Consider the following 15,241-nt stretch of genomic DNA (forward strand, 5'->3'; position numbering starts at 1 on the left):
TTTTTTGCCTGGTTTTATTTTTGAACAGGGATATACACAGTGCGTCGACTCTCTTTGCTATTCCTCTGCCTGCTGCTGCAGGCCTGTACACAAACCCAAAAAGGCCTTGAACAGACGGTGATGCTGGCCGTCAGCGGGCCAGATGACGTGACCGTGACCGACCAGCAGGTTGCCAGTCTGCCTTATGCCAGCCTGTATGCCCGCATCAACGAAGGGCCACGTATTTTCGTGGTGCTGGGTTATGACGAGCAGGGCCAGCAGAAATGGGTCACGCAGGATAAAGCCATGCTGGTGATGCAGCATGGCCGTCTGGTGAAAACCTTAGGTCTGGTCGATAACCTCGATGAGGTCAGTAACCTGGCTCAGGATCCGCTCGCTAACCCGCTGCAGCTGCAAAACAACGCCAGTTGGACGCGTGTAGTGCAATGGCGTGAGAAAGAAAACGTGCGCGCCGCTACCGCCATCTCGACCTTCCAGCGCGGCGATGACCAGGTGCTCAATATTGCCGGTGAACGGGTGCCATGCCGAGTCTGGATCGAGACCGTGCGCATGGAGAGCTTAGGCGCAGAGTGGCAGAACACCTTCTGGATCGATAACCGTGATGGCGCGGTGTTGCAGGCACACCAAGCGCTAGCGGCAGACGCCTTCCCTGTTGAAACCACCATTCTGAAGCCGGCGAAATCATGAAAATAATCACTCCCCTCTTCGCCGTCGCGGCCATGCTCACGGCAGGCAATGCGCTGGCTGATAGCCAAGTCACCGTGCACGGCCAGAACGGCTTACAGATTGACCATGCGCAGAATCTGGCCCAACTGGTGACGCATCCTGCACTACACACGTGGTGGCCCGGCACCGTTATTGCTGAACGTGGCGCAACGGCGGTAGTTCAGCAACAGCAGAAGCAACTGCTGGAAGATATGCGTATCTGGCAGGCTGACAGTGGCGAATCGCTGGTGGCAACGATTGGTGCCGTGATCCACCAGCTGAGTGCTGTGCAGGTGACGGGTCGCCAGTTCACCCCGCTCGATCCCGACTGGGTACGCTTGCGTCCTGAGGCCAACCGGACGCTGCAAGGCAGCTATGACCTCTACACGCTGTCGCAACCGACGCAGGTTCTGGTGCTGGGTGCGCTTGAACATCCCGGCAAAGAGAGCTGGCAGCCAGGCCGTACCGTGCGCGACTACCTTGCCACGCACGATCATCTGTCTGGTGCCGAACGCAGCTTCGCCACGGTGATTGCACCGTCCGGCCAGACACAGCAAATCCCCATCGCCTACTGGAATCAGCGCCACGTTGAAGTGCAGCCTGGCAGCATCATCTGGCTGGGCTTTACCTCGTGGAGCCTGCCTTGGGGCAAGGCGGATTTAAACACGCGCATGCTTTCTGTTCTGACACACCGGATTCCAGACTGATGAAAAAACAAATACTTCTCAGCCTGTTGGCTGTTTCTGTCTCCGCTGCCTGCCAGGTGCATGCGGAAACCTGGCCAGAACCAATTGGGCCATCGCAATCTGATTTCGGCGGTGTTGGCTTGATGCAGACGCCCACGGCCCGCATGGCGAAAGAGGGCGAATTCAGCCTGAACTTCCGCGATAACGATCAATATCGCTACTACTCTGCTTCGCTGCAGCTGTTCCCGTGGCTGGAGACAACGGTACGTTACACCGATGTGCGTACGCGCCGTTACAGTGCGGTAGAAGGCTTCAGTGGAAACCAGAGCTATAAAGATAAAGCCTTCGATGTGAAGCTACGCCTTTGGCAAGAGAGCTATTGGTTGCCTGAAGTCGCAGTGGGCTCGCGCGATTTGGGCGGCACCGGGCTATTCGACAGCGAATATCTGGTCGCGACCAAAGCCTGGGGGCCGTTTGATTTTACGATGGGTATTGGCTGGGGCTATCTGGGCAACAGCGGCAGTATTAAAAATCCGTTCTGCTCTTACAGTGACAGCTTCTGTACCCGTACAGGCGGGGGTGAAGCCGGTGCAATTAACGGCTCACAGATGTTCCATGGTCCAGCAGCATTGTTCGGCGGCGTTGAGTATCAGACCCCTTGGCAACCCCTGCGCCTGAAACTGGAGTACGAAGGCAACGACTATCAAGATGACTTTGCCGGACGCCTTGAGCAGCGCAGCAAAGTTAACGTGGGGGCGATTTACCGCCTGACCGATTGGGCTGATATCAACGCCAGCTATGAACGTGGTAACACCTTTATGTTCGGCGTCACGGTGCGTACCAACTTTAACGACCTGCACCAGTCGCACATTGACAGCGCCAAGCCAGCCTACACTCCGCATCCGCAGGGCGAGTTATTACAACCCACAGTGGTCGCAGACCAGCTGACCGACCTGAAATATAACGCGGGATTAAACGGACCACGTATCCAGACCAAAGGCAGCACGCTGTACGTTTCGGGTGAGCAAACCAAGTATCGTGACACGCGCGAAGGGGTCGACCGGGCAAATCGCATCATCATGAATAACCTGCCTGCGGGTATCGATACCATTGATGTCACCGAATCTCGCTTCAACATGCCGCAGGTCACCACCCGTACCGACGTTGCCAGCTTGCACAACGAACTGAGCGGCTATCCGCTGGGCCACGAGCAACCGCTGCAGCAAACGCGGGAAAATCCAGTGGACCCTGGCAATACCGAGCAAGGCTTCTTTATCCGTAAAGATCGCCTGAACTACAGCCTGGCGCCGGTGCTCAACCAGTCAGTGGGTGGGCCCGAAAGCTTCTATATGTACCAGCTTGGCGTGATGGGGAGTGTCGATTATGCCCTCACCGACCATCTGTTGGTGAGCGGCAGCCTGTTTGGCAACCTCGCCAACAACTACAACAAATTCAACTATAACGGCGCGCCAGCGGATTCCACCCTGCCGCGTGTGCGTACCCATATTCGTGACTACGTCGAGAACAATGTTTATGTGAACGACCTGCAAGCGAACTACATGGGCTACTTTGGCAATGGTTTCTACGGCCAGGTGTACGGCGGTTATCTGGAAACCATGTACGGCGGTGTCGGTGGTGAAGTGCTCTATCGTCCGGTGGACAGCAACTGGGCATTTGGGGTTGATGCCAACTACGTGAAGCAGCGTGATTGGGACAACATGATGCAGTTCACCGACTACACCGCGCCAACCGGACATTTCACTGCTTACTGGCGTCCGTGGTTTATGCAAGATGTGTTGGTGAAAGCCAGCGTGGGTGAGTATCTGGCGAAAGACAAGGGCGTGACGCTGGATGTCTCAAAACGCTTCGACAGCGGCGTGATGGTCGGCTTCTACGCCACCAAAACCAACGTATCGGCTGCTGAATATGGCGAAGGCGATTTCACCAAAGGTTTCTATATTTCGATTCCAATGGACCTGTTTACCGTCACGCCAACCCGTGGCCGTGCGCAGGTGAACTGGGTGCCGTTGACACGTGATGGTGGCCAGATGCTGGGCCGGAAATATCAGCTGTATGATATGACGTCAGATCGTGATGCACGTTTTAATTAATCAGGTTTAACCCGCGCGTGAAATCGCGCCGCTACAGATTGCATTGCATCGGTAGCGGCGCAATTCATTGCACAATCAGCGGCTTAATCCGCGTCATAACCCAGATTTGGCGCTAACCAGCGTTCAACTTCGCTCACGCTCATCCCTTTACGCGCCGCATAATCCTCCACCTGGTCACGTTGAATCTGCGCCACGGCGAAATATTTGCTGTCTGGATGGCTGAAGTACCAACCCGAAACAGCTGCACCCGGCCACATAGCAAAGGACTCAGTGAGCTTCATGCCAGTGTGCGTTTCCACATCCAGCAGCTGCCAAATCTGCGCTTTCTCGGTGTGTTCGGGGCAAGCGGGATAACCCGGCGCTGGGCGAATCCCCTGATAATTTTCACGAATCAGCTCTTCATTACTGAGGTTTTCATGGGCAGCAAAGCCCCAAATCACCTTACGCACGCGCTCATGCAGATATTCAGCAAAGGCTTCTGCCAGACGATCTGACACCGCTTTCACCATGATTTTATTGTAATCATCGTGCTGCTGGTCGTAAGCCTCCGCCAGTGCGTCCTCTTCTAATCCGCCCGTGACCGCGAAAGCGCCAAGATAGTCGGCTTTGCCGCTGGATTTGGGTGCCACAAAATCGGCTAGACAGTAATTGGCGAAGTCGGATTTCTCGGTTTGCTGGCGTAAGTGACGGCTCACACACAACACATGATCGCGGCTCTCGTCTCGATACACTTCGATATCATCACCGACTCGGTTGGCCGGGAAAATCCCCACCACGCCGCGCGGATTCAACATCCCTTGATCGCCAAGCCTATCCAGCATCGCATTGGCATCGGCAAACAGGCGTTTAGCCTCTTCCCCCACCACTTCATCTTCCAGAATGCGTGGATATTTACCCGCCAACGACCAGGTCATAAAGAACGGCGTCCAGTCGATGTAGTTACGCAGGGTGTCGATACTGGCTTCCACCGCGCTGACGCCCAGCCGGTGCGCAACAGGTGGCGTGTAGCTTTCCCAATCAATGGAATAATCGTTATCACGAGCGGTTTGCAGGCTGACAGGTGGCGTGCGTGGCTTCTTACGCGCGTGCTGAATGCGCACCGTGTCGTACTCTTTGCGCGTACGCGCCACGAACTCTTCTTTTAAGGTGTCGGATAACAGTGATGAGACTACCCCAACGGTGCGCGAGGCGTTCTGCACATACACGGTAGGGCCGCTGTAGTTCTGCTCGATTTTCACAGCCGTATGCGCTTTCGAAGTCGTAGCCCCGCCAATCAGCAGCGGGATAGTGAAGCCCTGACGCTCCATCTCCTTCGCCACGTTGACCATCTCATCAAGTGACGGCGTGATCAGGCCTGATAGCCCGATGATATCGGCGTTCTCGGCAATGGCAGTTTTGAGGATCTTGTCACTCGGCACCATCACGCCCAGGTCGATAATTTCGTAGTTATTACACTGCAGCACCACACCGACGATGTTTTTGCCGATGTCATGCACATCCCCCTTCACCGTCGCCAGCACGATTTTGCCGTTGCTGCGTCCAGCCTCTTTGCTGGCCTCAATGTAGGGTTCGAGATAGGCCACCGCCTGCTTCATCACGCGCGCCGATTTCACCACCTGCGGAAGGAACATTTTGCCTTCACCGAACAAGTCTCCGACCACGTTCATGCCGGACATCAGCGGCCCTTCAATCACTTCAATCGGACGCGCTGCGGCCTGGCGTGCTTCTTCGGTATCCTGCTCAATAAACTCGGTGATGCCTTTCACCAAAGAGTATTCCAGACGTTTTACCACGTCCCAGCTACGCCATTCGGCTTGCTGCTTCTCCTGCTCAGCGTCGCCTTTGCTCGCGCGGTATTTTTCCGCCAGCGCCAGCAAACGCTCGGTGCCATCATCGCGGCGGTTAAGGATCACATCTTCAACGGCATCGCGCAGCTCTGCCGGTAAGTCATCATAAATCGCCAATTGCCCGGCGTTGACGATGCCCATATCCATGCCATTGCGAATCGCGTAGTAAAGGAACACCGCGTGGATGGCTTCACGTACCGGATCGTTACCGCGGAACGAGAACGAGACGTTGGAGACGCCGCCGGAAATCATCGCATGCGGCAGTTCACGTTTGATGTCTTCACAAGCGCCGATGAAGTCCATCGCGTAATTGTTATGTTCTTCAATACCGGTGGCCACGGCAAAGATGTTAGGGTCGAAAATGATGTCTTCCGGCGGGAAACCCACGTCCTCGGTCAGGATCTTATAGGCACGGCGACAGATTTCGATTTTGCGCGCACGCGTATCCGCCTGACCGACTTCATCAAACGCCATCACCACCATGGCGGCGCCATAGCGCCTGACTTTACGTGCATGCTCGATGAACGGCTCAATGCCCTCTTTCATCGAAATCGAGTTCACAATGCCCTTGCCCTGAATACACTGCAGACCTTTCTCGATCACTTCCCACTTGGAGGAGTCGATCATGATCGGCACACGGGCAATATCAGGCTCACCGGCAATCAGGTTGAGGAAGCGCACCATCGCCGCTTCGGCATCCAACATGCCTTCATCCATGTTGATATCGATAATCTGCGCGCCGCTTTCTACCTGCTGACGCGCCACATCCAGCGCTTCGTTGTACTTCTCTTCTTTGATCAGTCGCTTGAATTTAGCCGAGCCGGTAACGTTGGTGCGTTCGCCGACGTTCACAAACAGCGAGTCGGCGTGAATATTCAGCGGCTCAAGGCCGGATAAACGGCAGGCTACTGGGATGTCTGGCAGCGCGCGCGGCGCTACGCCTTCTACCGCCGCCGCCATCGCCGCGATATGTTCCGGCGTGGTACCGCAGCAGCCGCCGATGATATTGAGGAAACCGGCTCGCGCCCATTCGCCAATCTGATCGGCCATGGTCGCGGCATCTAAGTCATATTCACCAAACGCATTGGGCAAACCGGCGTTGGGGTGGGCGGTCACGTAGCCTTCCGCGATACGTGACAGCTCTTGCACATATTGACGTAATTCGTCCGGGCCGAGCGCACAGTTAAGGCCGAACGACAGAGGTTCGGCGTGGCGCAGCGAGTTGTAGAAACCTTCGGTGGTCTGGCCGGAGAGTGTACGACCGGATGCATCGGTAATGGTGCCGGAGATCATCAGCGGCAGCTGCACCCCCATCGCTTCCATCTCCACCTGCACCGCGTAAATAGCGGCTTTGGCGTTCAGGGTATCGAACACCGTTTCAATCATGATGAGATCAGAACCGCCCGCGATAAGCGCATGTGTCGATTCGCGATAGGCTTCCACCAGCTGATTAAACGTGATGTTACGGAACGCGGGGTCATTCACATCTGGCGAAATCGAGCAGGTGCGATTAGTTGGCCCCAGCACGCCGGCCACGTAGCGCGGGCGATCGGGCGTTTTTGCCGTCCATGCATCCGCACTGGCACGGGCCAGTTTAGCCGCCTCAAAGTTGATTTCCGCCGAGAGGGCTTCCATCGCGTAATCAGCCATGGCAATGGTGGTGGAGTTGAAGGTGTTGGTTTCCAGAATATCCGCGCCCGCTGCCAGGTACGCATCATGGATTTCGCGGATCACCTCGGGCTTGGTCAGCACCAAGAGATCGTTATTACCTTTCAAATCGGAGGGCCAGTCAGCAAAGCGGCTGCCACGAAAATCGGCTTCGCTGAGTTTATAACTCTGGATCATGGTGCCCATACCACCATCCAGAATCATGATGCGTTGTGCCAGTTGCTGATGCAGCATGTCTATTTTGTTGCTCACTCTCGCCCCGTCCACGTCATTGCATTGGCTAATATGCCAGCCAAACATACTGGCACAACTTTCCGATCAGCAAAAGGCAGGGCTGCTGAGACATTTTCAGGCGAAAAGCCATACAGATCCGACCAGTAAGCCAGTGTTTGCATTCATCAGGTTAAAAACGAAAATGGTTTCCAGCATTGATGCGATTGTGGAGACGTTATGGCAACCCCAGTACCGGCGAAACGTGGTAAGAAACCGCGTAGCGCCACGGCCACCAGCGCCCCAGCCGGTGGGCAAGTCCAATCCCTGACGCGCGGTTTGCGTTTACTTGAATTGATTGCCGAATCTCATGGTAGCGTTGCCCTGACCGAGCTTGCCCAACAGGCTGGACTCCCTAACTCCACAACACACCGCCTGCTGACCACCATGCAGCAGCAAGGATTTGTGCATCAAGTGGGAGATTTGGGATTCTGGACCATTGGCTCGCATGCCTTTGTGGTGGGGAGCAGTTTTCTGCAGAGCCGCAACCTGCTGGCCATTGTGCATCCGATATTGCGTAAGCTGATGGAAGACGCCGGAGAAACGGTGAATCTGGCAGTGCTGGACCTCAGTGATTACCAGGCCGTGATTATAGACCAAGTGCAGTGTACTCAGCTGATGCGTATGTCAGCACCGATTGGCGGCAAGCTACCGATGCATGCCTCAGGAGCAGGCAAAGCCTTTCTGGCCCATCTTAATGATGAGCAAGTCACTGCCTTGTTGCATCAGAAAGGGCTGCATTACTACACGCCGAAAACCCTGATGTCTCCTCACAGCCTAAAAGAGAATCTGGCGCTGATTCGCAAGATGGGCTTCTCACATGATGATGAAGAACATGCTCTGGGCCTGCGCTGTGTAGCGGCACCGATTTATGACGAGCACGGCGAGCCGTTCGCTGCAATCTCCATCTCCGGCCCGATTGCGCGTATGACTGACGACCGTATCACCGAATTGGGGGCGCTAGTGATCCGCGCCGCCAAAGGGGTCACTCAGACCTACTCTGGCCGCTAAGCGGCCACCGTGGCATAGCGCGCGCAGAAACGTTGTGCCGTTCGCCATGCAATCACTTCCTCAATGTGACCAGCTCGAATCCGCGCTTGCAGGGCGCGCCACCAGTCAGGATCAAACAGCTGCGGGTGCAGCGCTTGCAGCAATTTTCCGGTGCTTGGCTCGCTACAGAGTGCATAGCGGAAGGTCTCTGGGAATACATCATCAGGCCCGACGCTGTACCACGGCTCGGCCTGCAGTTCATCTTCTTCATAGCGCGCCTGCGGCACATCACGAAAGTGCAGATCAGTCATGGGACGGATTTCGTCGTAGTCGTAAAACACCACGCGCCCGTGGCGCGTCATGCCGAAGTTTTTGTACAGCATATCGCCAGGGAAAATATTCGCCGCCGCCAGCTGACGAATGGCATCACCATATTCACCAATCGCGTGCTGACGCTGTTCGGGTGTCGCCTGCGCCAGCCACAGGTTAAGTGGCTCCATACGACGCTCCAGCCACAGATGGCGGATGATCAGCACGTCGCCGCGCCGCTCTATTTTTTCTGAGATCTCGCGCTCAAACTCCGCCATTAACGCGGCCGGAATTCGGGTCAACGGAATGGCAAAGTGCTCAAACTCTTGTGTATCCGCCATGCGTCCAACACGGTCATGCTCTTTAACCATGCGATAGCACTCCCGCACCTGTGTATCCGTCACCTCTTTTTGCGGCGCGAAGCGGTCTTTGATCACCTTGAACACACGGTCAAAACCAGGCAGCGTAAACACCAGCATCACCATGCCGCGAATACCGGGTGCGATGGTGAAGTCCTCCTGACTGTGCGCCAGATAGTGTAGATACTCGCGATAACATTCCGTTTTTCCATGCTTCTGGCAACCGATCGCCATATAACGCTCCGCGATGGTTTTGCTGGGCAAAATCGGTTGTAGCCAGGCAACCAGCGCGGCAGGCACCGGTGCATACACCATAAAATAGGCACGAGCGAAGCCAAACACGATGCTGGCATCGTCACTGTCGGTTAAACAGGTATCGATCCAGAGACGTCCCGCCGCATCACGCTGAATCGGTAGCAAACAGGGCACCATGCCATCGCTTAACTGCAAGCGCGCCACAATCCAGGCAGTTTTATTGCGATAGAACAACTCACTGGCCACATCCAGCGTGGCGCTTGCCAGTTGGGCATGGCTGAACTGCTCGTGCAGATGCCGGACGATCCAACCAATATCACGGGTGATATCCTGCCAGGCTAAGCGCAAAGGAATATCGTTGAGTACCTGCCGTAATACCTCATGCCAGCTACCTTGTGGCCGGTACAGCCGTGACAGTGGGCGCTGTGCCACCGGTACAGCGGCATAGGGCTGCGACGGAAAGATAAACAGCCGATTGGGATCGAGATGGCTATGCCCCTGTAAGCGACAATAGACTGAATTAAAGAAGCTTTCGGCAATTTCATGACGAGGATAACCAGGCAACAGCGTCTCATAATGACTTTTTACCCGCAGCCAAAACGCCTCATCCCAGTTCGACACATCATTGAGGATGCGCAGTTGGTTGGTCACCAATCCAACATGATGATCGTACAGATGGATACGCGCTTTCATCGCCTGTTGCACCGCGTGCCAGTCGGCCTGTTCGAAGCGCTGCTGAGCGCCTGCGGTAATATCCAGAAAGCGGCCATACTGTGCGTCAAAGCCTTGCAGGATGGTGTGGGCGATCAGAGATTCTCTCGGGGTCATCGGCAACGCTCCTACAAACGGGGTCCATCCGTGGGCCAAAAGATGGGGCGTGATGAGAGCCCGCGAAGCGCATTTTGGTCGCCACCAATGGCGCCCCTACGATGGTTTAGTGCGATGTTCGTAGGGGTGCGCATTTATGCGTACCGGGTTAAATACACCCATCGGCTTAAGTGAGCGGCATTACGCCATCTATGGCACCCTACGACTGGTCAGTGTGATTTTCGTAGGGTACGCACTCAGACTGCTTAGAACTGCGCGGCTTCAGTGGAACCGGTCAGCGCAGTGACTGAAGACTGGCCGCCCTGAATAACGTTGGTGACGCGGTCAAAATAGCCGGTGCCCACTTCCTGCTGATGTGAAGAGAAGGTGTAGCCTTTCTCACGCGCAGCAAACTCCGGTTGCTGCACTTTCTCGACGTAGTGGCGCATACCTTCGCCCTGTGCATAAGCGTGCGCCAGGTCGAACATGTTGAACCACATGCTGTGAATGCCAGCAAGCGTGATGAACTGGAAGCGGTAGCCCATATCGCTTAACGCCTGCTGGAAACGTGCGATGGTGCGATCGTCGAGATTCTTCTTCCAGTTGAACGATGGCGAGCAGTTATATGCCAGCAGCTTGCCTGGATACTGCGCATGAATCGCATCGGCGAACCGCTGTGCCAGCTCAAGGTCCGGCGTGGACGTTTCGCACCACAACACATCAGCATAAGGTGCATAAGACAAACCGCGGCTGATGGCCTGTTCAATCCCGGCACGGGTGCGGAAGAACCCCTCTGAGGTACGCTGTCCGGTAATAAAGGGGGCATCGCGCTCATCACAATCAGAAGTAATCAAGTCAGCCGCATCCGCATCGGTACGCGCCAGCAGAACGGTGGGAACGCCCATCACATCAGCCGCCAGTCGCGCAGCCACCAGTTTTTGAATCGCCTCTTGGGTAGGGACCAACACTTTTCCGCCCATATGGCCGCACTTCTTTACCGAGGCCAGCTGATCTTCAAAATGCACCGCGCCTGCGCCTGCTTGTATCATCGACTTCATCAGCTCGAAGGCGTTGAGCACGCCACCAAAGCCTGCTTCCGCATCCGCCACAATCGGCAGGAAGTAGTCAATAAATTCGTCATCTTCCGGCGACACACCGCTTGCCCATTGGATCTGATCGGCGCGCTGGAAGCTTTGGTTGATGCGCTCAACAACATTAGGCACCGAATTAGCTGGGTAGAGTGACTGATCGGGATACATCTGCCCGGCCATATTGGCATCTGCCGCCACTTGCCAGCCCGAGAGATAAATGGCCTCAATTCCCGCTTTGGCTTGTTGTATTGCCTGACCACCGGTTAGGGCCCCCAAACTATTGATGTACCCTTTTGTGGATTCGCCGTTCAGCAGTGACCACAATTTGTTGGCACCGCGTTCCGCCAGCGTGCAAGCTGGATTCACCGAACCCCGCAGGCTGATAACCTCCTCTGCGCTGTACGGGCGGGTAATCCCCTCCCAGCGCGCGTCGTTCCAGCTCGATTCCAGTTGTTTGATCTGTTGGTGACGATTCATCGCGTTATCTCCAGGTTCAAGGCAGCAGGCGGTAGCCCGGCAGGGTAAGGAAAGAAACCAGTTCGTTATCCGTGGTGATTTGCGCCATCAGCGCGGCCGCATCGGCAAAGCGCCCGCTACAGAAGCGATCCTCACCCAGCGTTTGTTGCAAGACCTGCATCTCTTCATCGAGTAACCGCTCAAACAGTTCGGCGGTCACCAGTTGGCCATCACTGAGGATCTGTTTGTGGTGAATCCACTGCCAGATGGAGGTGCGGGCAATTTCTGCCGTGGCGGCATCTTCCATCAACCCGTCAATCGGCACGCAGCCGTTACCCCCGATCCATGCTTCAAGGTACTGCAGCGCCACGCGAATGTTGGCGCGCATACCCGCTTCCGTGCGCAGACCCCGGCATGGGCGCAGCAGACGTTCGGCGGTAATGGGCGCATCCTGATCGCGACTCATATGCAGCTGATTCAGCTGTTCACCCAACTGGCGATCAAACTCTGCCATCGCAATATCCGCCAGACCCGGATGCGCGACCCAGGTGCCGTCATGGCCGTTACCGGCTTCACGCGCTTTGTCTTCCTGTACTTTCTGCATCACCCACGCATTACGTTCGGCATCTTTGCTCGGAATCAGCGCGGACATCCCCCCCATCGCCAATGCGCCGCGGCGGTGGCAGGTTTTGATCAGTAGCCGTGAATAGGCATCGAGGAAGGGCTGATCCATGCTGATTTGCTGACGGTCCGGCAGGATGCGATCGCCGTGCTGCGCCAGAGTTTTGATGTAGCTGAAGATGTAATCCCAACGGCCACAGTTCAGGCCCACCACGTGATCGCGCAATTCCCACAGGATCTCATCCATCTGGAATACCGCCGGCAGCGTTTCAATCAGCACCGTGGCTTTGATGGTGCCGCGCGGCAGATCAAAGCGATCCTCACTGAAGCGGAAGATCTCACGCCACCACGCCACTTCAGACGCGTGCTCGGTTTTTGGCAGATAGAACCAAGGCGCATGCCCCTTCTCCAGCAGTGCATCAACGTTGTGGAACAGGTAGAGCGCAAAATCAAACAGCCCACCAGGAATAGCACGATCGCGCCACTCAACGTGTTTTTCATTCAGATGCAGACCGCGTACACGGCACATCAGCAGAGCAGGATCGGATTTCAGCTGGTAGATCTTCCCGGCTTCGCTGGTGAAGCTCAGCGTGCCGTTGACCGCATCGCGCAGTGTCAGCTGGCCATCCATCAATTTCTGCCAGGTGGGTGCCAGCGAATCCTCGAAATCGGCCATGAAGACGTTGACGTTAGCATTCAGCGCGTTGATCACCATTTTGCGATCCGGCGGGCCGGTGATCTCTACGCGACGATCGCGCAGCAGTTGGGGAATCGGGCGTACTTGCCACTCATGCTCACGAATGGAAGTGGTTTCCGAATCAAAGTCCGGTAAGGCACCCTGATCATAACGCTGCTGACGCTGTTGACGTGCTTTTAACAGGCGCTCACGTTCCGGTGCAAAACGCGCGACCAGTGTGTGCAGGAAGTCGATGGCTTGCGGTGTGAGCAGCTGCTTTTCCGCTTGGGTAAAGGGCTGAGTGAAGGTCAGCGTATTGTGGATAACCGAATCTGTCATGCGGGCTGCTCCTGTTTTGATCCGTTCCCAATTACGGGGATCCGGGTGTAGGGTGTTTTTTAACCGGCAAGATCAGAGCATAATGATTTTTATTTTGTTTTCAAAAACAATTTCCATTTTAATTAATAAAAGCAATTATCTTATTGATAATGTTGTAATTTAAGCTCTCGAATTAAAGGCAATAACTTCCACATCATTGCTATAGGCAAAAAAATGCCGCGACAACATGAGGCTGTCACGGCACTTTCGATGAGAAAAATGAGCGTTTATTTTATTCGAGCGTGGGGTTCATATGACGCAGATCGAACGGTGTGATCTGGTAAACGTAATAGTTTAGCCAATTGGAGAACAGCAGATTACCGTGGCTGCGCCAGGTCGCACGTGGCGGCAGCTCAGGGTTATCCTGCGGGAAGTAGTTAAACGGCACTTCCGGATGCAGGCCGGCATCATAATCACGATGGTATTCACCGGATAGCGTCAGCGCATCGTACTCAGGATGGCCGGTAACAAACGCCAGACGCTTGTCTTTACTTGCCATGAGATAAGCACCTGTTGCCTCGGATTCGGCAAACAGCTCAAGATCGGTATAGTCGCGAATTAACTGGCTCGGAAAATCGGCATAACGCGAATGCGGTGCGAGGAAATTGTCGTCAAATCCACGGGTTAACAAGGCATGGGGATGCAGGATTTGATGTTCATACACGCCTGAAAGTTTGTTCTGACGCGTCTGCTTTGGAATGCCGTAGAGAATGTTCAGCGCCGCTTGCACCGCCCAACAGACAAACAGGGTGGATGTAACGTGTTCTTTCGCCCAATGCAGCACACGCTGGATCTGCGGCCAGTAGGCTACATCGTTGAAGTCAACCAAGCCCAAAGGCGCACCGGTGACGATCAACCCATCGAAGTTATCGTGCTCAATATCCTCAAAGTTGCAGTAGAAGTTATTGAGATGCTCGCTTGGCGTGTTGCGTGATTCCCGACTGTCGATGCGCAGCAGCTGCACGTCAATCTGCAGCGGCGAGTTGGACAGCAGGCGTAAGAATTGATTTTCCGTTTCGATCTTTTTTGGCATCAGGTTGAGGATCAGTACTTTTAGCGGACGAATCTCCTGAACACTGGCGCGCGATGAGGCCATGACAAACACGTTCTCATTACGCAAAAAATTCACTGCCGGCAATTCATCGGGGATTCTGATTGGCATAGCTGACTGACCTCTTACTGATAACCGTATAAACGTTTAGACATCCAGATGCCCGAGGTTAGCCTGGCAGCCATTGAATGTCGAGTCTTCATGCAGTTTATGAAAATGTTTCAGTTTAAAGCAGGATTTGGAGGTCTGATTCGTCTATTTATGCCGCATATTTGCACGACCAATACGATGTTCTTTGCGTTTTTTGCATATAGATGAGGTGTAATGACAGTATTTGAAAGGAAAAATGGGAGGCTTTACGGAGCAATTCTATCTTTTTTCGCAGCGCATTTAGCGGTGTTTATCCGACCAGTCGGGTACAGGAGGGATGTTTTCGTGGCTTTTAGCGGGGATTTCGCCGTTCTGCAGACGTAAAAAAGCCCTGAACTTCCGTTCAGGGCTTCTTCACTTGTTTGATGCCTGGCAGTTCCCTACTCTCGCATGGGGAGACCCCACACTACCATCGGCGCTACGGCGTTTCACTTCTGAGTTCGGCATGGGGTCAGGTGGGACCACCGCGCTAAAGCCGCCAGGCAAATTCTTGTGCTCTGTCCTGTGTCTTTTACGCTGCTGCTGCGTTGGCTGCGTTCGCGCTGCTCAGTCACATACTTCAGTATGCTCCTTCACATCGTCTCGCTTGCCGCCTTGCTTCAGCGCAAAATCCTTCGGACTCTCGTCCGCAGAACAAAACTAAATCTTAATCCGTTCGAACAAAGCTGAAAATCTCTCGCGTCTTCTCAAAAACGCCTCTGGCGTTGTAAGGTTAAGCCTCACGGGTCATTAGTACCGGTTAGCTCAATGCATCGCTGCACTTACACATCCGGCCTATCAACGTCGTCGTCTTCAACGTCCCTTCAGGACT

9 protein-coding genes and 2 rRNA genes are annotated in these 15,241 nt (G+C 54.8%); 4 read left to right on the forward strand and 7 right to left on the reverse strand.

All coding sequences use genetic code 11. The features are described 5' to 3' along the window. Window positions 1-39: 39 nt before the first annotated feature. From F3J38_RS15710 to F3J38_RS15720, 3 genes are read left to right on the forward strand one after another with little or no spacing between them, the layout of a single operon-like run. The gene (locus F3J38_RS15710) at window positions 40-687 is read left to right on the forward strand and encodes a YjbF family lipoprotein (protein ID WP_167139875.1); all 648 of its coding nucleotides are present in this window, start codon (window positions 40-42) and stop codon (window positions 685-687) included. Continuing rightward, entirely contained in the window at window positions 684-1,412 is a 729-nt protein-coding gene (locus tag F3J38_RS15715) for a capsule biosynthesis GfcC family protein (RefSeq protein WP_167139877.1), read from the forward strand. The genes F3J38_RS15710 and F3J38_RS15715 overlap by 4 nt, the downstream gene beginning before the upstream one ends. Continuing rightward, entirely contained in the window at window positions 1,412-3,502 is a 2,091-nt protein-coding gene (locus F3J38_RS15720; protein WP_167139879.1) for a YjbH domain-containing protein, read from the forward strand. Before F3J38_RS15715 ends, F3J38_RS15720 begins: the two co-directional genes overlap by 1 nt. Window positions 3,503-3,585: 83 nt before the next feature. Here the strand turns inward: F3J38_RS15720 and metH are convergent, their stop codons facing one another. Beyond that, a complete protein-coding gene (gene metH, locus F3J38_RS15725; protein WP_167139881.1) occupies window positions 3,586-7,269 on the reverse strand; it encodes a methionine synthase in 3,684 nt (1,227 codons plus the stop codon). A gap of 198 nt (window positions 7,270-7,467) precedes the next feature. Between metH and iclR the strand changes: the two genes are divergently transcribed. Next, window positions 7,468-8,298 carry a glyoxylate bypass operon transcriptional repressor IclR gene (gene iclR / locus F3J38_RS15730; protein ID WP_167139883.1) on the forward strand — a complete coding sequence of 277 codons (831 nt, stop codon included), beginning with the start codon at window positions 7,468-7,470 and terminating at the stop codon, window positions 8,296-8,298. Here the strand turns inward: iclR and aceK are convergent. The 6 genes from aceK to F3J38_RS15760 form a co-directional block, all read right to left on the reverse strand. Further along, window positions 8,295-10,028, reverse strand: coding sequence for a bifunctional isocitrate dehydrogenase kinase/phosphatase (gene aceK / locus F3J38_RS15735; RefSeq protein ID WP_167139885.1), 1,734 nt, complete (start codon window positions 10,026-10,028; stop codon window positions 8,295-8,297). The genes iclR and aceK overlap by 4 nt on opposite strands. Window positions 10,029-10,273: 245 nt before the next feature. Then, entirely contained in the window at window positions 10,274-11,575 is a 1,302-nt protein-coding gene (gene aceA / locus F3J38_RS15740; RefSeq protein WP_167139887.1) for an isocitrate lyase, read from the reverse strand. Window positions 11,576-11,591: 16 nt separating this feature from the next. Next, window positions 11,592-13,190: a malate synthase A gene (gene aceB / locus F3J38_RS15745; protein ID WP_167139889.1), complete on the reverse strand. Its 1,599-nt coding sequence runs from the start codon at window positions 13,188-13,190 to the stop codon at window positions 11,592-11,594. A gap of 271 nt (window positions 13,191-13,461) precedes the next feature. After that, a complete protein-coding gene (metA, locus tag F3J38_RS15750; protein ID WP_167139891.1) occupies window positions 13,462-14,391 on the reverse strand; it encodes a homoserine O-acetyltransferase MetA in 930 nt (309 codons plus the stop codon). Window positions 14,392-14,797: 406 nt separating this feature from the next. Beyond that, window positions 14,798-14,913: ribosomal RNA gene (rrf, locus tag F3J38_RS15755) — 5S ribosomal RNA — on the reverse strand. 225 nt (window positions 14,914-15,138) lie between these two features. Beyond that, a 23S ribosomal RNA gene (locus tag F3J38_RS15760) occupies window positions 15,139-15,241 on the reverse strand; the annotation flags it as partial.

Origin of the sequence: Candidatus Pantoea formicae (assembly GCF_011752625.1) — a bacterium.
Classification (GTDB): Bacteria; Pseudomonadota; Gammaproteobacteria; order Enterobacterales; family Enterobacteriaceae; genus Pantoea; species Pantoea formicae.